Here is a 19,231-nt window from a genome sequence, read left to right on the forward strand (position 1 = left end):
AACGTTGCCTGATTTCATTTTTGGGGCGGCGGACAAATGGCAAGCAAAACGCCTGAAAGGCGAACGGAAGACATGACGAAGCCCGCGATTGGTGAGGCCGAAAAGATCATTGAAGAGCTCATGCAGCTTCACCCCAAGGGGTTTGATCTTTCACTCGACAGAATTTCCCGTCTTCTCGAAAAACTCGGCAATCCGCAAAACAGAATGCCGCCGGTGATCCATGTAGCCGGCACCAACGGCAAAGGTTCTGTCAGCGCCTTTTGCCGGGCTTTGCTGGAAGCGGCCGGACTTCCTGTTCATGTCCATACCAAGCCGCATCTCGTCAACTGGCATGAGCGCTATCGTCTCGGCGTTGCCGGCGAGAGGGGCCGCTTTGTTGAAGACGCTGTCTTCGCGGACGCTCTGCGTCGCATCGAAGTTGCGAACGGTGGGCAGAAGATCACCGTTTTTGAAATTTTGACGGCTGTCATGTTCCTGCTTTTTTCGGAGCATCCCGCTGATGCTGCGATTGTCGAGGTTGGACTGGGCGGTCGCTTTGATGCGACCAATGTGATCAATAACCCTGCCGTTTCCATCATCATGCCGATTTCGCTCGACCATGAAGCCTATCTTGGCGACCGAGTGGAGCTGATTGCCGCCGAAAAGGCTGGCATCATGAAAAAGGGCTCGCCCGTTGTCATCGGCCATCAGGAATATGATGCGGCGCTGGACACGCTTGTTGCCACGGCCGAACGTATTGGTTGCCCAGTTTCCGTCTACGGACAGGATTTTTCCGCCCACGAAGAATTCGGCCGCATGGTTTATCAGGACGAATTCGGCCTGACGGATGCGCCTTTGCCGCGCCTTCCCGGCCGTCATCAGCTTGCCAATGCCGCCGCAGCGATCCGCGCCGTGAAAGCAGCCGGTTTCGAGGTGACGGAACGGATGATCGAAAAGGCCATGACCTCAGTGGAATGGCCCGGCCGTCTTCAGCGCATCCTGACCGGCAAAATCGCTGAGATCGCCCCGAAGGGCGCGGAAATATGGATCGATGGTGGTCACAACCCCGGCGCGGGCGAAGTGATAGCCGAGGCCATGGCAGGTTTTGAGGAAAAGACGCCGCGCCCGCTCTTCATCATCGCGGGCATGATCAACACCAAGGATCCGGTGGGTTATTTCAAGGCTTTCGCCGATATTGCCGAATATGTCTTCACCGTGCCGATCGGCGGCACAGATGCGGCAATCGACCCCGTCGTGCTTGCCCATGCCGCTTTTGACGCCGGTCTGGTGGCGGCACCCACATCGTCGCTGACCCATGCTCTGGAGGAGCTGTCGCGCCGTGTGGATCCCGAAGGACCGCCACCGCGCATCCTGATCGGCGGATCGCTTTATCTTGCCGGAAACGCCCTTGCCTTCAACGGCACGGTTCCCCAATAAAAAAGCCCGGCGATAATGCCGGGCTTTTTTCATTCCATCGGATAAATGCTCAAGCGGCGCTGGAAATCCAGGCGGAAAGCGCAGTCTTGGGTGCAGCGCCTACCTTGATATCAGCCACTTCGCCGCCCTTGAAAATGGCGAGCGTCGGGATAGAGCGAACGCCAAACTGGGCGGCCAGTTCCGGATTTTCGTCGATGTTGAGCTTCGCGACCTTGACCTTGCCGGCGAGCTCGGAGGAAATTTCCTCAAGGCTCGGCGCGATCATCTTGCACGGACCGCACCACTCAGCCCAGAAATCCACCACGACGGGTTCGGAGGATTCAAGGACTTCGGACTGGAAGTTGGCGGCATCGACTTTTACGGTAGCCATATCTGGCTCTCCTTTCAGCTAATCTTTTCCGCTATCGATGTGATGCGGGCGCGTCGAAATTTCAATGCCCCGGTATCTCACTTTGTCTTTATTGCGGCAAGGGCCTCCACCATGGCATCGTCGCCCACCCGCACAAAAGCGGCATTTTCCGTATAGATCAGCGCACAGACAAATTCCTTGCCGGGATAAAGCGGCGCCAGAATTTCGCGATAAATGGCAAGCTGCGCGACCTGTGAGAAGGGAAGCTCCCGGGCTTCGCGCGGTGGCACGCGGTTTGTCTTGTAATCGACCAGAATGACCCGATCACCCTCCACCGCCAGCCGGTCGATGCGGCCGGAAACGGCATAGTGCTGCCGGCCGAGGGTCATCGTGCCCATGATCGACACTTCCGCACGGCTGTTGGCGGAAAAGGCCGGCTGCACCGCCGGTTCGGAGAGGACGCGCAAAACCGCCTGGATCAAATGTTCCCGTTCGGCAGAGGGCCAGAAACGCGCCGCGCGCTCGGCATAACGCCGGGCCGCCTCTTCCCGCTCGCTTTCCGCAAAATCTGGCAGGGCCTGCAGCATGCGATGCACCAGCTTGCCCCGTTGCAGGGCGAGGCTGGAAACCTCGGTCTTTTCTCCGAACAGCGGTGAACGCACGGCCAGATCGTCCGCACCGTCATCAATGATGGTCCCGGCGCCCGATGGGCTGAGCGGCCGCGGCAAGGAGGGCAGGGCAGGCAGGGGTGCAAGAAGGCCGGCCGGAAGCGCGTGGTCTTCTTCCTGCTGCGTTTCCACCGGCTTTTGCGGGGCGGGCGTCGCGCGCGCTTCGGACTTGCGCCAGACAAGACCCTGCCATTCCTCGCCATCGGCAGTGAACAGCTGCGGCTGGCAATGATCCTGATTATCCGCAAGCGCCGCCTTGACGATAGCGTGCCAGCATTCGGGGTTTTCCTTCTGGCCGCGATAACCACAGACAACCAGATGATCGGCGGCACGCGTCATCGCCACATAAAGCAGCCGGCGATATTCATCTTCCGCCGCCGTCTTCAGGCGTTCCTCATCGGTGCGGATGAGATGATTGGAAAAACCGCTGCCGGGCAGCCAGACCGGAAAGGCATTGCCATTCGCTTCCACGAAGCGCAGTTTCGGGACATGGCTATGATTGAAGGCCTTCGAGCCTCCATCGACGACAAAAACCACCGGCGCTTCCAGACCCTTGGAGGCATGCACGGTCATGATGCGCACTTCGCCGCGATCCTTGTCCTGCTCACGCTTCACTTCAGGTGAATCGGTCTCCAGAACCGAGAGAAAGGCCTGCAGGCCGGGCAGGCCGGTTCTTTCGTGATCCAGCGCAAAGGACAGGAACTCGTCGAGAACGTCGCTCGCCTCGTTGCCAAGCCGACCGAGGAATTTCTTGCGCCCGTCATGCAGGGTCAGAACCGCCGCGAAGAAATCATGCACCGTGGCCGTTTTCGACAGTGAAATGAAATGCCGAAGCTTGTCTGTGACGATGGTTAGACGGTTGGTTTCTTCGCCCGAAAGAACGTGTAGCCTCTGCCACACGCTCTCCGTCTCGGATCGCGTCGCGGCTATCTCAAAGACATCGTCTTCCGTCAGGTTGAAAAGCGGGCTTTTCAGTAGCGCCGCCAGCGAAAGATCATCCTCCGGCAGCACCACGAACCGGCCGAGCGCGAGAAGGTCCTGTACGGCGATGTGATCGGTCAGGCGGAGGCGGTCGGCACCGGCAACGGGAATGTTCTTGCGCCGCTTCAACTCGCGGGTCAGCGCGTTGACGAAGGCAGCGCGTTTTCTGACAAGCACGAGAATATCGCCGGCCTCGACAGCGCGTTCCACGCCCTTTTCGATGATGGTTTCATGTCCGATCATGTCGGCAATGCGCGCGGCGATGCGGCGCGCGACGATGGTAGCAGGCGCGCTTTCCCGCAGCGCATCGAAGGGCGCCGTCCAGTCCTCTTCATCTTCGGTGGTTTCCGGTGCCACCATATCCCACACTTCCACGGTGCCGGGATGGCCGGCGCGGTTGGAGCGGTGTTCGACGGGCTCATTATCGGCGCTGAGGCCGCTCGCATTTTTCGGGTCTGAAAAGACCTGGTCGACGGCAGCCAGCACATCTTCGGTGGAGCGGAATGAGAGTGGCAGGCGGATGCGGTGGAAGGCCTGCTCCACCTGATCGACACGCCTTTTTGTCTCGTCACGTTCCTGCGAGAACCGTTCCGGCCGCGCGCCCTGGAAGGAATAGATCGACTGTTTTTCGTCACCCACGGCAAACAGCGTCCGCCGCCCCATACGGGCGCTTTCACCGGTGAAGAAATCCGCTGCCAGCGACTGGATGATCGACCATTGCACCGGGCTGGTATCCTGCGCCTCGTCAACGAGAATATGGTCGATGCCCTGATCCAGCTTGTAGTGCACCCAAGCACATGCCGTATCGCGGTTGAGCAGATTGGCGGCGCGCTCGATCAGGTCCTCGAAATCAAGCTGGCTACGTTGCTTTTTCAGGTCTTCGAAATCGCCGATCAACCGCTCGGCCAGCACAAGGGCGCTTTTTGTTGCCGCCAGCATCCGCACCAGACGAAAACGATTGCGGCAGGCAACGACATGGTCGCGTGCCAGTGTCAGTGCGTCAACGAGATCGGGAGCGGATTTCTGCATGCCCTTGTTGATGACATAGGCATCCGATTTTTTCTCACCCTTGGCGGTCAGCAGCGCGGCCTCGATGAATTCCATCCGCCGCACCGGGTCCGTCTGCCGTTTTGCTTCCCGGAGCGCATAAGCGACCTCGATGACACGCGATCCCCCCACCTCATCGGCAAGCGTAAGGTAGGTGTCGAGAGCCAGCCCGGAAAGGCCGGGCAGGGGCCAGAAGGCCTCAGCCGCGGTTTCCTCGGTCTCCCCAGCAGCAATCTGCATTTCGTGCCGCAAACGGGCATCGAGGCCGCCTGACTGTTTTGTCTCGTGCAGAAACGCACGAAGCGCGCTGCGATTGGCGATGATGGCGGAAAGCAGCGCTTCCAGCCCGCTTTCATCGGCGAGATCAAGCACATAGGCGAGCGCCTGCGCCAATTCCGTGTCGCCCTCGGTCGAAACCGCCGTCAGAAGCGAGCGGCGTGCTTCTGCCAGAAGCGTGGTGGCGGCGCGATCGTCGAGAACCGAGAAATGGCCGGCGACATTGGCCTCCAGCGGGAACTGGTGCAGCAGTGCTTCGCAAAAAGCGTGGATGGTCTGGATTTTTAACCCGCCCGGGGTCTCCAGTGCCTTGGCGAATAACCGCCGCGCTTCGGCGAGCTTGATACGATCCGGCACCTTGCCTTCGATGGTGGTGATGCGATCCTTGAGGTCGGAATCCGGCAAAGTAGCCCATTCCGCCAGCCGGTCGAACACGCGGCTCGACATTTCAGACGCCGCGGCCTTGGTATAGGTGAGGCAGAGGATCGCCGAGGGGCGGCATCCGGCCAGAAGCAGACGAATGACGCGCTGGGTCAAAACATGCGTCTTGCCGGAGCCTGCATTGGCCGACACCCAGGCGGAACTTGCAGGATCGGAGGCAAGCCGCTGCCGGGCGCTGGTCCAGTCGATCCAGCTTTCAGGTGTATCGGCGGCGGGGCCGGCGTCGAAGGGATCAATCGTCATCGCCGTCTCCCGGTTCCGCGGTCGACCATTCCGAAACCCGGGCGAGGTGGTCATATTCCCCGCCATAGGATTGCTGCTCTTCAGGCACCAGCCGTGAAGCGAAACCGTTTTCGCCTTCGCGAAGCGAACGCACGAATTTGGCGAGCTGGTCGATCGATTCTGTCGCTAGCTCAATAGCCGATTTAGGTGATCTTTTGCTGCTTCGGCTGGAATGTTCGTTATTCACCTGATCGGCAAAAAAACGCTCGCCCGGCCGCAGGCGCACATAGATGAGATTGTCAGGCGTAGGCGAACCCGTTTCGCGGAAGGCGCCGCGCATCAGTGCTGCCGCCTCCAGCGCCAGCTGCGGGTCGAGCAGCGCCCGCGCCTGATTGACTGATGGCGCAAGACCGGTCTTGTAGTCGATAATATCCGCCTGGCCGCCGGTCTTGATGTCGATACGGTCGGCGACGCCCGTCAGCCTGATGCCCGCCTCGGCGATTTCTTGGCCCGCCCGTGCTTCGAAAAAACTGCGGCGGATGGACGGGTGCCGTTCTTTCTCCCAATCGATAAAGGCGCGGGCCACGGCCGCAAAACGCGGACGCCAGATGACGTCCACATGCACAGGCAGGTTTTCCGCGTCGAAACAATCGTCGAGAATGCGTTGCATCGCCTCAAGCGAGGCCGGTGTGCCGGGAATATGCCCCTCACGGGAATAGCGCTCAATAATCTCGTGATAAAGCGTGCCGCGATCGGCAGCGTTCGGGTCGCGGTTGAACGGGTCGAGCGGATCGAGCTTCAGGATGCGCCGCGCATAGATCGCATAGGGATCCCGCCGCAGCCGCCCCACTTCGCTGAAGGAGTAGCTCTTCGGCTGCAGATCAGCGGGCGGTTTGGGGGCAGGGCGCTTTGCCGTCTCCTGATCGATGCTCTCATCCATCAGACCTGCCCAATGGCGATAGGTCTCGCCGCGCTTCCTCAGTTGTTCGGCAAAATTCTCGCCACCCAGAGCCAGGAGCCTTTGCAGCCAGCGGGAGGCGACGGCGGGGGTGGAGCCCTGCCTCAGCGCCCGGGTGTAAAAGATCTGCCGGGTGCCGTTCGCCATCTCGAAGTCATGCGCGAGCTGGCCGATGCGCCGTTCCGGCGGCTCCAGCCCGATGGCGGTCTTCATGCTGCGGGACAGGAACGGATTGTTCGCCGTCTGGCCCGGCCAGAGCCCTTCATTGAGACCACCGATGACGACGGTGTCGACGCTTTGCAGCCGTGCCTCCAGCGCGCCGAAGATGAAAATGCGCGGATGGCGCATGGAACGCGGCTTGATCGATTCGCCTGCCACCAGCGCTGCAAAAATATCGATCCATTGCGGCCCGTCCGCATCGAGGATCTCGCCGCTCTCCAACAGTTCCGCAAAGAGGCTTGAGAGTTTGTCTCCCGCCTCGCCGGACCACAATGCGGCCAGATCATTGCTGTCGTCGGCACAGATGGCCTCGATCACTCGACCTGTCCGCCCCGCCCAATCGGAAAGCGGCAATTTATCGGTGAAGGCGCGGCCGGAACGGTCGCGACGGATGAAGGCGGAGCCGAGCGGCTCCGTGGCAATGGCGATCCGCCGCGCCAGATCGCGGGCCGCATCTACGCTTCCCTCCGGCAGCGCCACCCGCCAGGCGGGCGGGTGCCGGTCATCACGCTGGGCCAGAAGCTGCGTCTCCAGAACCGCTTCGAGATTGCCTATTTCGGTTTCGACGCGGCCGCCGCGCAGCGCGATCAGCTCCAGCGCTTTCGAGGCCTTGGTAAAAGCATCGCCGGAAAGCCCGAAGCGGGCGAGGGGATGCTTCAGAAGCGAAATGATCGGCACCGGGTCTCCGGGTCTGAGAATGGCTTCCAGCGCCAGTTGCGTCAGCCCTGCCTGCGGCGTGGCGGAAAGCGGCGTGCCGGCGGAATCGTCCGCTTCGATGCCAAAACGTTGCAACTCCGTCGCCACCCGCCGCGCCAGTCCGCGGTCGGGTGTTATCAGCGCCGCCTGGGACGGCCGCCCAGGACCCGGAGCCTCCAGCGCCAGCCGGAGCGCCACCGCGATGGCGGTCGCCTCTTCACGCTCATTGGCGGCCTCGATCAGCGTGGCCGCTGCGAAAGCCCCATCGAAAAAGCCGGAATCCCTGTCTTCGCGCCAGCGGTTCCAGTCGCTTGTGGACTTGGCAGGTGCGAGTGCGGCCGAAAATACGGCCGCGCGTTTTTCCAGATCACCATCAAGAGCGCCGATCTGAACCACATCGTCCCGGAACATGCCGAGCTTCTGCAGCAGCATAAAAAGCCCATATTGCGAATGGGTGCGGCTCGAAGGATCGGTGGGATCTTCTGCAATCGCCTGCCAATGCTCTTCAGGCATGGCAAGATCGAGCCCCGGAAGTACGACAGTACCTTGCGGCAGGGCGGCAACGGCGGCGATGAGATCGGCGGCGGCCGGAATGGAGCCCGTGGAACCTGCCACGATGATCGGCCCCGTATCTGGCAAATTGGCTAGCCGGTCTGCCTCTGCCCGCAGGATGGCGTTGCGATGCCGGCCCGCGGAGGAACGGTTGAGCTCTGCAAGCCGCGCTGGCCAGAAGACGCTGGCAATCTTCAGGAAATCCGCGGTCAGCTGCCACCATTGGGCATGTTCACCGGTATCGAGATGCTGAAGCGCTTCCCAGTCTTTTTCTTCGGTATCCATCGCGTCGATCACTTCGCCAAGTGCACGCGCGAGCCAGATGGCGTCGGCGGGACTGGCGGGGGCGACAAGCGGCGAATCCGAATGGATCGCCCGGATGGCGTCGGGCAGGCTGTTGCGCCAGGCAAGGATGAGGCGCGCCAGTTCGATCAGCCGGCCGGTGCCGGAAATCGGTGGCGCCAGATCCATGATTTCAGGGTTTTCGATATCGAAGAAACCGCTATCGTCATCCGTTTCGCCGAGAGGCCGGATCAGCGGCAGAATGGCGGATCGGCCGCCCAGAAGATCGACGAATTCGGAGCGCAGCACGCGCGCGGAGCGCCGCGTCGGCACATAAATCGTCACGCTCGCAAGCGAAAGAGGATCGGCCGGATCATATCTATAGCCGGCTGTCAGCCGCCCGTCACACAGCGTTTCCGCGAGCGTTTTGAGGAACGGCGTTCCCGCAGCGATCGTCAGGACGCGCTTTGCGTGGTGGGTGAGCGTCATGCGAAACGTTTTTCCCTGAATTGCCGGATGATGCTTTCCGCATCGTCAATCGCGTCAGGTGTTCCCACGGTGATCCAGTGGCCATCCAGCGACAGCCCGAAAAGCCGGTCTTTTTCAATGGCGCGGTCGAAATAGATATTGAGGTTGAATGCATCCGCCGGGGCATCGTCAAGCAGCCGCGAATCCATGGCGATGGCGCCAGCATAAACCACCGGGTTGGCGTCACCGTCGCGATAGCGCGTCAGCTTTCCGTCGTCGGCAAGGTTGAAATCCCTCTTGCCATTGTGGCCGGTAGTGCGATCCATATCGACGCAGAGCAGCGCCATATCCATGCGCGCCGGGTCAAAGAACTGTGCAAGCTTGCGAAGATTGCTGACGGCGTTCAATCGCTCGCCGATCCAGAACAGATCGGCGTTCATGACGAAGACCGGGCCGGGTTCCAGAAGCTTCAGGCCCTTTGCAAGCCCACCGCCAGAATTCATCAGCTGCGGGCGTTCATCCGAGATCAGAATCTCGGCATCGGTGCGATGTCCAAGGTGGGCTATCATCTGTTCGGCATGGTGATGCACATTGACGACGATCTTCTCGGCCCCAGCCTCGACAAGCGCGTCGAGCGCGTAATCGATCATCGGCTTACCGGCGATCTTTACCAGCGGCTTCGGGATCGTATCGGTGATCGGGCGCATCCGCGTGCCAAGCCCGGCGGCCAGCACCATCGCGTTTTTGATCGTCATCGTGGTCAACCGTGTTTAGTCGTTAAATTCCATGCCCATGCGGACACACCATTCTCTGAGTGGTGCGAGTTCGGGATGCGAAAGCGCGTCAGCGAGATAACGGAACGTCCTCGGCATATGTTTCATATAACCGGGTTTCTTGTCCCGTTCCAACAGCCTTACCCAGATGCCAGCAAGCTTGCAGTTGCGCTGCGCCGACATGATGGCGAAAGCCTTGAGGAATGTGGCCTCATCGAAGGCAGGCGTTGCTTTTCTGCTATCGAGATAATGCGAGAGCAGGCGTGTCTGCAAGTCGGGAGAGATGGTAACCCGCGCATCCTGCACGATGGAAGCGAGATCATAGGCGGTCGGGCCTATCATCGCATCCTGAAAATCGATCAGGCCGACTTGGCCGATGCCGCTGTTCTGCGCCTGCCAGAGAATGTTCGGCGAATGGAAATCGCGCAGCAATAGCCCCGTTTCGCAGCCGGCGAGCGCATCGATCAAGCCGTCCCAGATGGCGTAATAATCCTGTTTCTCGCCATCGGTAAGTGCTCCACCGCGTTTATGGGGCAGATACCATTCCACCAGCAGCGAGACTTCGATCTTCATCGCCTGCCGGTCGAAGGGAGGAATGTCGTAAGTGCTGCCATCGCGCATCGGCAGCAATGCCGGGCGGGGCGTCTGGTGAAGTGCGGCGAGACAGGTGACACTTTGAAGATAACGTTCTTCTATCGGGGTGTCGTCGGCAGCAAGTACACCCTCGCGTCCGAGGTCCTCCAACAGGAGAATGCCCTGATCAATATCTGCGGCCAAAATCTCCGGCGCACAGAAGTCGCTGTTTCGCAAAAAATCACCGATCGCCACGAAGGAGCGCGCATCCTGGGCAAGATGGACGATTTCCGCGTAAGTCTTGCCATCCGCAACGATTGCTCCCCTCATGGGGCGCCGCCAGTCCATCAAAATAAGGTCGGGGCCATGGGTGGAAATCGTCTCATAGGCGCGCGTTGAAGCATCGCCGCTCAGGAAACGGCGGGTTGCGTCGCCTCTGCCATTGTTCGCCAGGAATTCACGAATGGCGAAAACACGGTCGAGTCGTGCTTTCTGTTGTGCTGGAGCCTCTATCACGGCCACGCGACCTTCCCCCGAATGCGTCAGCCGCAGGGTGATCGTCTGCTCAGGCGGCAGAGCCTCGGCGGCGATATCCGGCCACTCGATCAGGCAGATACCGTCCTCCAGCATTTCGTCGATGCCGAGTTCATCCAGCTCGGAAACATCCGAAAGCCGGTAGAGATCGAGATGGGCGACCGGAATGCGGGTTGCGTAGGTCTGGATGATGGTGAAGGTGGGGCTCGGGACCTCAAGATCTGGCTCATCCGCCATCGCCCGGATGAAAGCGCGGGCGAGTGTCGATTTGCCGGCGCCGAGATCGCCGATCAGCGCCAGGCAATCGCCGGGCTTCAGGGCCAGAGCAAGGTCTTCACCGAGCCTTATGGTGTCCTTTTCTCCCGCCAGCGGAATGGTGATGGGCAAGATGTCTTCGCTCATTCTGCGGCGATGGAATGTGGCCGTGTGCCGGAGGGAATGCGGCAGGTGACGATGGTGCCGTTGCCGGGCCGGCTGTCGATGCTGACGGTGCCATGATGCAGACTGACGAAGCTTTCGACAATGGAAAGGCCAAGCCCCGCACCGGTCCGCCGCCCGCCATTGCCACGCGTCGCAAAGCGGTCGAACACGCTCTTCAGCATGTCTTCGGGAATGCCCGGACCCTTGTCCGCAACGGAGAATACGAAGTCACCCTCGCTGCGCTGGCAGGAGAGCTGCACCGAGGAGCCTTCGGGTGCGAAGTTGATCGCATTGGTCAGGAGTTTGATGAGAATCTGCTTCAGCCGCTGGTGGTCAGCCACCAGACTGCCGAGATGGGCAGGCGCGACGATCTCGAGCGAAATGCCGCTTTCCTGCAGCCGGTCGGCGATCTGCACCGAAACGTCATCAAGCAACTCGTTCAGATCATTATCCGAATAATTGAGCTGCATGATGCCGGCATCGACGGTCGCGAGATCGAGAATATCGTTGACGATGGTCAGGAGAACCGAGGACGAGGTGGAAATATGGTCGAGATATTCCGCCTGCCGTTCCGTCAATTGGCCGATGCCGGGCGTCTTCAGCAGATCGGTAAAGCCGATGATATTGGTCAGCGGCGAGCGTAGCTCGTAGGAAACATGCTGCACGAAATCGTTCTTCAGCTCATCGGCCTTCAGAAGCGCGTCGTTCTTTTCCTTGAGCGCCCGCTCGGCGCGCACGCTGTCCGTCATGTTGACAAAGGTCAGCATGGTCTGCGCATCCGGTAGCGGAATGATCGCATAATCAAGCACCAGACCGGAAAGCAGTTCCAGCGTGCCCTGCCGCGACGGCCGTTCGTCGTCGAAGCTGGTGATGAATTGGCTGAAGGCGCGCCAGCCGTCCGGCCCGTCATAGGATTGAGCACAGGCGGTTTCGATGGCGCGAATATGCGTGCCCGTTTCCGCCTGTTCGGCGGTCACACCCCAGAGCGCGCGGAATGCCGGGTTGGACAGGCGAATGCGCCCGTCTGCGCCGAACACGGCGACACCTTCGGCCAGATGGTCGATGGTTTCGCCCTGCACCTTTACCAAGGTGTTGTAGCGCATCTGCAGATCGACCTGCTCGGTCAGGTTCTCGAAAACCCAGGTCGCGCCACCCTGCGGATGGGCCGTGGCGATGACCCGCAGGGTCTGGCCATTGGGCAGGTGCCAGAGATCGGTCTTGGTATCGAGTGAACGGTAGACGGAAAGCGCCGTCTCCTTCCAGTTCTTCCAGTTCAGCTGCTCGGGCAACTTGCCGGCGCTGCGCAGCCTGTCCAGAAGCTCGGAATTATCAGGACCGGATTCGAGGAAAACCAGATCGAAACCCCACAGGCTGGCAAAAGCCTGATTGTAGAATTGCAACCGCTGCCGGCCGTCGAAAATGGCAACGGGTGTTGCCAGATGATCGAGCGTTTCGGCGTGGCTTTTCAGAACTCGCTTGAGTTCCTCGCTGATCGTTTCAGCTTCGGTGGCATCGATGGCGATCCCGGCGGACCCGCCCGCCGTCTTGATATCGACCACGTCGAAGAAGCTGCGGTTACCGGAAACCACTGTCGAAATGCGATCATGATAGGGCGATTCCGGTGTTGCGGCCGCACGTATCTTCTGTCGCGTGACGGTGTTCAGAAGTTCGCGCTTCTCCTGAATGGCCTGCTCGGCATCGCGCGCATCCACCGCATGGGCATAGGCGTGGTTGACCCAGGTGAGTTCACCTTCGCCATTGCGTCGCCACACGGGCTGTTCGATGGAATCGAGAAGTTCCTGAAATGTCGATACGGAGGCAAGCAGACGCTCACGCTCCACCTGCAATTCGGCGAGTTCGGCACGCAGATTGTTGAGCGCGATGAAGCGCGCAAAGGCATTGCCGCCGGAAACGCGTCCTTGAACTTCAATGACTTCGCCGCGCTGCGTCTCGATGGTCAGATCGAAGCTCTGCGCGTGGCTGCGCAGTTTTTCGATGGATTTTTCAAGCTGGCTCGCGGATGCCGGTTTCAGCCAGCGGCCGAAGGCCAGAAAATCCTGATCCGCCGGTGGCACACCGGTCTCGGCCGGCAGCTGTCCCAAAAATTCAGGACGCTTGTCTGCACCGTCCCAGATGACGATGCGGCGGCTCTTGTCGGAAATCAGCGCCTCATATTTCGCGATCTTGTGGTGGGATTGCGCAAGCGCCTGACGGTATTCGCTGCTTTCTGCCTCGATATTGCCGCGCTGGCGCACCAGCCAGACGACGGAAAACAGCGTTGCCGAAAGCATGCCGACGAAAAGCGAATAGGTGATGGTTTCTCCAGACGAGAACAGCCGCGCGCTGGTCTTTGCCACAAGGCCGTCCTGGGCCATCGCAACGGTCGTCGAGCCGGTGAGAACCGTACCCGAAAGCAGGATGTGCACCCACGAAAAGCCGGTCCGGATCGCACGGATTGCCAGCCAGCAACGTGCTAAAGCATTTCCAGGAAAAGTGGACGCCGGTTTTCCCTCCGGAAATGCGCAGAAACGCGCCACCGCCTGCGCGCTCAATGCCACGCCCGCATGCGTGTTTTCAACGCGTTGAACTGTCTGCTCGCGCAGATCCGAATTGTGAACCGTCATCCCCGGTCTGTCTCCGTCCTATGTGCCGCATCTTCGACAAGACATCCCATTTCGTCCCCGCCGCCCTTTGGCGTGTCCGAATCAAGTCCGATGACAATACCGCCTTCATAAATCTGCGGAAAGGGAGCGCGCAAAAAAGATGCCGCGCGTTTTGTCAAGCGCACGGCATCTACATATTGTGTAATTTCAGTGGATATTAACTATGATATTAATATCTGTAGTGTTCAGCCTTGAACGGACCCTGCTTCGGGATGCCGATATAATCTGACTGAAGGTCGGTAAGTTCCGTGAGGCGCACGCCAAGCTTTTCAAGATGAAGGCGCGCGACCTTCTCATCGAGGTGCTTCGGCAGCACGTAAACTTCGTTCTTGTATTCGCCCTGCTTGGTGAAGAGTTCAATCTGGCCAAGCACCTGGTTGGTGAAGGATGCAGACATCACGAAGGACGGGTGACCCGTGGCATTGCCGAGGTTCAGCAGACGGCCTTCGGAAAGCAGGATGATGCGGTTGCCCTTCGGGAACTCGATCATATCGACCTGCGGCTTGATGTTCGTCCACTTGAGGTTGCGCAGCGAGGCGACCTGAATTTCATTGTCGAAATGGCCGATGTTACCGACAATGGCCATGTCCTTCATCTCGCGCATATGCTCGATGCGGATCACGTCCTTGTTGCCTGTCGTGGTTATGAAGATATCAGCCGAAGAAATGACGTCTTCCAGACGGACGACTTCGAAACCGTCCATGGCAGCCTGAAGTGCGCAGATCGGGTCGATTTCGGTAACCTTCACGCGGGCGCCAGCGCCCTGCAGCGAGGCGGCCGAACCCTTGCCGACATCGCCGTAACCGCAGACCACGGCAACCTTGCCAGCCATCATCACGTCAGTTGCGCGGCGAATGCCGTCCACCAGCGATTCCTTGCAGCCGTACTTGTTGTCGAACTTGGACTTGGTGACGCTGTCATTGACGTTGATCGCCGGGAAGGGCAGCAGGCCCTTCTTGCTGAGGTCGTAAAGACGATGAACGCCGGTCGTCGTTTCTTCCGTCACGCCCTTCAGCGCATCACGCTGCTTGGTGAACCAGCCGGGGGAAGCCTTGAGGCGCTTGTTGATCTGCGCGAAGAGGATTTCCTCTTCTTCCGAACCGGGGTTGGAAAGCACATCCTCACCGGCTTCGGCGCGCGCGCCGAGCAGGATATACATGGTGGCATCGCCGCCATCGTCGAGGATCATGTTGGAGAAACCGCCATCGGTCCACTGGAAGATCCTGTCGGTGTATTCCCAATATTCCGTCAGGCTTTCACCCTTGACGGCGAAGACCGGAATGCCGGCTGCTGCGATGGCCGCTGCCGCATGGTCCTGCGTCGAGAAGATGTTGCAGGACGCCCAGCGAATATCCGCGCCCAGTTCCTTGAGCGTTTCGATGAGAACGCCGGTCTGGATCGTCATGTGAAGAGAACCGGTGATACGTGCGCCCTTCAGCGGCTTGCTTGCGCCGAACTCGCTGCGGCAGGACATGAGGCCCGGCATTTCGGTTTCGGCGATGTCCAGCTCCTTGCGGCCGAATGCGGCAAGGTTGATGTCGGCGACGATGTAGTCCTTCTCAAGGCTCATAAGGTTCTCCAGATCAGAAACGCCACGCCTGACGGCCCGGCTCTTAAACGTAGCTGCGGTTTAGCAGGCCACAAACGATCTGGCAATGATGATATAAAGAAGTCTTTATGTCTTTATATGGTGGAGGTTCAGGCTTCTTCACCGAAGCGGTCGGCCACCAGCGCCTCGAGTGCGGCGAGCGCTTCTTCCGCCTGGTTGCCGCTTGCCTCGACATAGACGCTGCAGCCGGGGCTGGCCGCCAGCATCATCAGACCCATGATCGAGGTGCCGCCAACGGTCATGCCGTCCTTGGAAACTGTGATCGTGGCGTCGAAACCCTCGACCATCTGCACGAACTTCGCGGATGCCCGGGCGTGGAGACCGCGCTTGTTGATGATCGGCAATTCCCGGGAGTGAGGCGACATGGGCTGACTTCTTATTTGCCGCTTAAGACGCGGCTGGCGACGTTGATGTATTTACGGCCGGCATCGGACGCGTCCTGCAATGCCTTGTCCATATTGTCTTCGCTGCGAACGCCGGCGAGCTTTATCAGCATGGGAAGATTAACCCCGGCGATGACTTCGACATTACCGTTGTTCATGACGGAAATCGCGAGATTGGACGGCGTGCCACCGAACATATCAGTCAGAATGATGACGCCATTGCCATCATTGGCGCGCGCAACGGCGTCGATGATATCCTGCCGGCGCTGATCCATGTCGTCTTCGGGACCGATACAAACCGTCTCGATCAATTTCTGGGGACCGACGACATGCTCCAACGCATGGCGAAACTCCTCAGCCAGCTTGCCATGGGTGACAAGCACTAGTCCGATCATGAAATGCTCCCTTGCACACGCACTCTCATTGCCGACTATCGCAACGCGGCAATCCTGTCCATCGGTGGGATTTCATCTTGATGAGGAAAATGCGAATCGCAAGCCTAAAATCGCCTGAATCATGGTCACTTCACATTCGTTTTAAAAAGATTCTGAGCAAGTGCAGCAAACTTTCCATAGGGCACAAGACTGGAGAGGGGAATACGCAGAAGCCGGAGATGCCCGCCGCAGGGCATTAACAACGCTTCGTCATCTTCGGGAAGTCTTGGATTTTCCGGTGAAAGAACTGTCGTGACGGCGAAATGTAGTACACCGCTCGGGACGCTTTTAACGGAAACAATGCCGCTGCCGCGCAATTCCAGTAGCCCCGCGATTGCTTCCGGCCGCTCGGCGATGATGGTTTCGCCGTCGCGATACACGAAAATCTGATCGTCCGCGATCAGCGCCGCCGGCAATCCACATCGTTCCGCCTCTGTCAGGAAGCTGAAGGCAAGCTCGCTTTTGCCGCTCCCCGACGGACCCGTGAAGAGGATGCCGGTGTTGTCGACGACGATCGCGGTTGCATGCAGGTTGAAGCGTTCAGCGTTCATGGGTTTCGGCCGCCGGCAGCGACAGGGTGAAGCGTGCGCCTGATATCACGCCGTATTTGTCGACCACGTTTTCCGCCCGGAGGCTGCCGCCATGGGCCTCTGCAATCTGGCGGCTGATGGAAAGGCCAAGGCCGGAATTCTGGCCGAAACCTTCGCTGGCCGGCCGGTCGGTGTAAAATCGCTCGAAAATCCGGTCGATATCTTCCGCCTGAATGCCGGGGCCGTTGTCTTCCACCTGCACGATACAGCGGTCCTTGTGGCGGGAAAGGCGCACGGTGATGCGGCCGCTTTCCTCTGACACGAAAGAACGTGCATTCTCGATAAGGTTGGTGACGATCTGCCCGATACGAAGATCGTGACCGTTCACCACGAAAGAGGTCTTGGCTCCGGCCTTCCGGTCGGCGACGTAATCGATCGCCACGGTCTTTTTCTTGGTGCTGATCTGGCGGGATATGTCCACCAGACCCTTCATCAGCACATCGAGGTCGAGCGGCGAGGCATCGGCGCGCGCCAGCTCGGCATCGAGCCGCGACGCGTCCGAAATATCGCTGATCAGGCGGTCGAGGCGCCGAACGTCATGGAAGATGATCTCGGTCAGCCGCTGTTTGGACTCTTCGGTCTTGGCGCGGGGCAGGGTTTCCACGGCGCTGCGCAGCGAGGTCAGCGGGTTCTTGAGTTCATGGCTGACGTCGGCGGCGAAGCTTTCGATGGCGTCTATACGGTCGTAAAGCGCCGTCGTCATTTCACGCAATGCTATGGAGAGGTTGCCGATCTCATCCTGACGGGCCGAGAAATCCGGTATTTCCTCACGCGTTCTCGCCCCGCGGCGCACGCGGATCGCGGCCGCCGAAAGCCGCCGAAGCGGTGTGGCGATGGTTGAGGATAAAAGCAGCGACAGCACGATATTGACGAGGGTGGCGATGCCGAAGACGCGCATGATGGCAAGGCGCTCCGCATGCACGATCTTGTCGATGTCGCCCGCCTGTGTCGACAGCAGCAATACGCCGAGCACGGCCCGGAAGCGCTGCACCGGCACGGCGACCGAAACGATCAGCTCTCCCTTTTCGGTCACGCGCACCACCGCGCCGCGAACGCCCGTCAGCGCATTCATCACTTCCGGATAGATCGAGCCGTCACCGCCAGGCGCTTCCTTGTATTGCGGCAGGCTGCTCGGCTGCAGCATGCGGTTGAACATGCTGGTGAACCAGTCGCCCCAGGTCTGGGTTTCCGGCGTTACCGGCGGCAGATCGAAGCGCAGAACCTGACCACGCGAATAAAGGTGGCGGGAATCGAGCAGCAGATTGGCATCGGCATCGAACAGCCGCGCGCGGGTGCGCGTCGGTGAAATCAGCCGCCGCAGCACCGGCGCCACCCGCTCCGGATTGATCGGAAAACTCAGATCCTCATCATTGGGGGCAGGGGTGATGCTCTGCCCCGCCTGCAATTCGAGCAGCTTTTCCGGATTGATGGTGATCGAGTTGGTATCGACCGAGGCGGAAGCGGAGACCGCGCCGGCGATGATTTCACCCTGCGTCAACAGGCTTTCCACGCGCGCATCGATCAGCCCTTCGCGGAACTGGTTGAGATAGAGAATGCCGCCGACCAGAACCACGGTCGCGGCGACATTGAAGAAGAGGATACGGCGCGTGAGGCTGGAAAACACCGCATTGCCGAAAATGCGCCGGATGATTGTCAGCGGATGGATACGATGGCGGCGTTCGCTGCCGCGTTCTTCGGCATCGTCACTGTCCGAGACGGTTTCCGGCGTTTTCTTCAACACGTATTCAAGTCCTCACCACCCGGTTCGGGCGGTCCCTTCTGCTTGAGTCGGCTTGTTCAAGCCGCTTCGCGGAAGCGATATCCTACGCCATAAAGCGTTTCAATCATATCGAAGTCGCCATCGACCAGTTTGAACTTCTTGCGAAGGCGCTTGATGTGGCTGTCGATGGTTCGGTCGTCCACATAGACCTGTTCGTCATAGGCGGCATCCATCAGCGCGTCGCGGCTTTTCACCACGCCCGGCCGCTGCGCCAGCGAATGCAGGATGAGGAATTCCGTGACCGTCAGCGTCACCGGCTCACCCTTCCAGGTGCAGGTGTGGCGTTCCTGGTCCATGGCGAGCTGCCCGCGCTCCAGCGTGCGCGCCTGCTGGTCCGCGGTCGGCTTCAGCGTGCTGCCGGTTGCGGCGGACGCCTCGCGGCTGCTGGCGCGGCGCAGGATGGCCTTGACGCGTTCCACCAGAAGGCGCTGCGAAAAGGGCTTGGTGATGAAGTCGTCAGCGCCCATCTTCAGGCCGAACAGTTCGTCGATCTCTTCATCCTTGGAGGTGAGGAAGATCACCGGCAGGTCCGACTTCTGGCGAAGGCGCCGCAAAAGCTCCATGCCATCCATGCGCGGCATCTTTATATCGAAAATGGCGAGCTGCGGCGGACGGGCGATCAGCCCGTCGAGCGCGGAGGCGCCGTCCGTATACGTTTCGACCCGGTAGCCTTCGGCTTCGAGCGCGATCGATACCGAAGTCAGAATATTCCGGTCATCGTCGACAAGCGCGATCGTCTGCATGTAGTTGGTCTCCATGGTCATTTTCTCGTAACTCCCGACATTCACCCAGCCAGGTTGTGCGCCGCGAGCCACTCTCTTGAGTATAAAGGTGGAACAAATTGTGGCAAAGGAAAACTCGCCCTGAAAATCGCGGGGGCGAGCCGGGAGGATTTCG

At 59.9% G+C, this 19,231-nt stretch carries 13 protein-coding genes; 1 reads left to right on the plus strand and 12 read right to left on the minus strand.

From position 1 onward, the window contains the following. Positions 1–36: 36 nt before the first annotated feature. The gene (locus CFBP5499_RS13485; RefSeq protein ID WP_175416727.1) at positions 37–1,416 is read left to right on the plus strand and encodes a bifunctional folylpolyglutamate synthase/dihydrofolate synthase; all 1,380 of its coding nucleotides are present in this window, start codon (positions 37–39) and stop codon (positions 1,414–1,416) included. 49 nt (positions 1,417–1,465) lie between these two features. Here CFBP5499_RS13485 and trxA read toward each other — a convergent pair whose 3' ends face one another. From trxA to chvI, 12 genes are all read right to left on the minus strand, one after another. Beyond that, complete coding sequence (gene trxA / locus CFBP5499_RS13490; protein ID WP_080826978.1) at positions 1,466–1,786, minus strand: thioredoxin; 321 nt, start codon at positions 1,784–1,786, stop codon at positions 1,466–1,468. A gap of 77 nt (positions 1,787–1,863) precedes the next feature. Next, the gene (gene addA / locus CFBP5499_RS13495; RefSeq protein ID WP_080826977.1) at positions 1,864–5,421 is read right to left on the minus strand and encodes a double-strand break repair helicase AddA; all 3,558 of its coding nucleotides are present in this window, start codon (positions 5,419–5,421) and stop codon (positions 1,864–1,866) included. After that, positions 5,411–8,596 carry a double-strand break repair protein AddB gene (gene addB, locus CFBP5499_RS13500; RefSeq protein ID WP_080826976.1) on the minus strand — a complete coding sequence of 1,062 codons (3,186 nt, stop codon included), beginning with the start codon at positions 8,594–8,596 and terminating at the stop codon, positions 5,411–5,413. The genes addA and addB overlap by 11 nt, the downstream gene beginning before the upstream one ends. Further along, positions 8,593–9,330 (minus strand): nucleotidyltransferase family protein, encoded by a 738-nt coding sequence (locus CFBP5499_RS13505; protein WP_080826975.1) that lies wholly within the window; start codon positions 9,328–9,330, stop codon positions 8,593–8,595. The genes addB and CFBP5499_RS13505 overlap by 4 nt, the downstream gene beginning before the upstream one ends. Positions 9,331–9,345: 15 nt before the next feature. Beyond that, positions 9,346–10,857: a tRNA (adenosine(37)-N6)-threonylcarbamoyltransferase complex ATPase subunit type 1 TsaE gene (gene tsaE / locus CFBP5499_RS13510; protein WP_080826974.1), complete on the minus strand. Its 1,512-nt coding sequence runs from the start codon at positions 10,855–10,857 to the stop codon at positions 9,346–9,348. After that, on the minus strand, positions 10,854–13,499 hold the full coding sequence (locus CFBP5499_RS13515; RefSeq protein WP_080826973.1) for a sensor histidine kinase: 2,646 nt from the start codon (positions 13,497–13,499) through the stop codon (positions 10,854–10,856). Before CFBP5499_RS13515 ends, tsaE begins: the two co-directional genes overlap by 4 nt. Before the next feature lie 208 nt (positions 13,500–13,707). Further along, a complete protein-coding gene (ahcY, locus tag CFBP5499_RS13525) occupies positions 13,708–15,108 on the minus strand; it encodes an adenosylhomocysteinase (protein ID WP_080826971.1) in 1,401 nt (466 codons plus the stop codon). 128 nt (positions 15,109–15,236) lie between these two features. Next, positions 15,237–15,512 (minus strand): HPr family phosphocarrier protein, encoded by a 276-nt coding sequence (locus tag CFBP5499_RS13530; protein WP_003516321.1) that lies wholly within the window; start codon positions 15,510–15,512, stop codon positions 15,237–15,239. Between the two features lie 11 nt (positions 15,513–15,523). Next, positions 15,524–15,925 (minus strand): PTS sugar transporter subunit IIA, encoded by a 402-nt coding sequence (locus CFBP5499_RS13535; RefSeq protein ID WP_003505374.1) that lies wholly within the window; start codon positions 15,923–15,925, stop codon positions 15,524–15,526. A 125-nt stretch (positions 15,926–16,050) separates the two neighbouring features. Continuing rightward, on the minus strand, positions 16,051–16,515 hold the full coding sequence (locus CFBP5499_RS13540; RefSeq protein WP_080826970.1) for an HPr kinase/phosphorylase: 465 nt from the start codon (positions 16,513–16,515) through the stop codon (positions 16,051–16,053). Further along, positions 16,505–18,295, minus strand: a complete 1,791-nt coding sequence (gene chvG, locus CFBP5499_RS13545) for a two-component system sensor histidine kinase ChvG (protein WP_080826969.1) — start codon at positions 18,293–18,295, stop codon at positions 16,505–16,507. The genes CFBP5499_RS13540 and chvG overlap by 11 nt, the downstream gene beginning before the upstream one ends. 56 nt (positions 18,296–18,351) lie before the next feature. After that, positions 18,352–19,077: a two-component system response regulator ChvI gene (gene chvI / locus CFBP5499_RS13550; protein WP_080827537.1), complete on the minus strand. Its 726-nt coding sequence runs from the start codon at positions 19,075–19,077 to the stop codon at positions 18,352–18,354. Between the last annotated feature and the right edge of the window lie 154 nt (positions 19,078–19,231).

This window comes from Agrobacterium tumefaciens, from assembly GCF_005221325.1.
Classification (GTDB): domain Bacteria; phylum Pseudomonadota; class Alphaproteobacteria; order Rhizobiales; family Rhizobiaceae; genus Agrobacterium.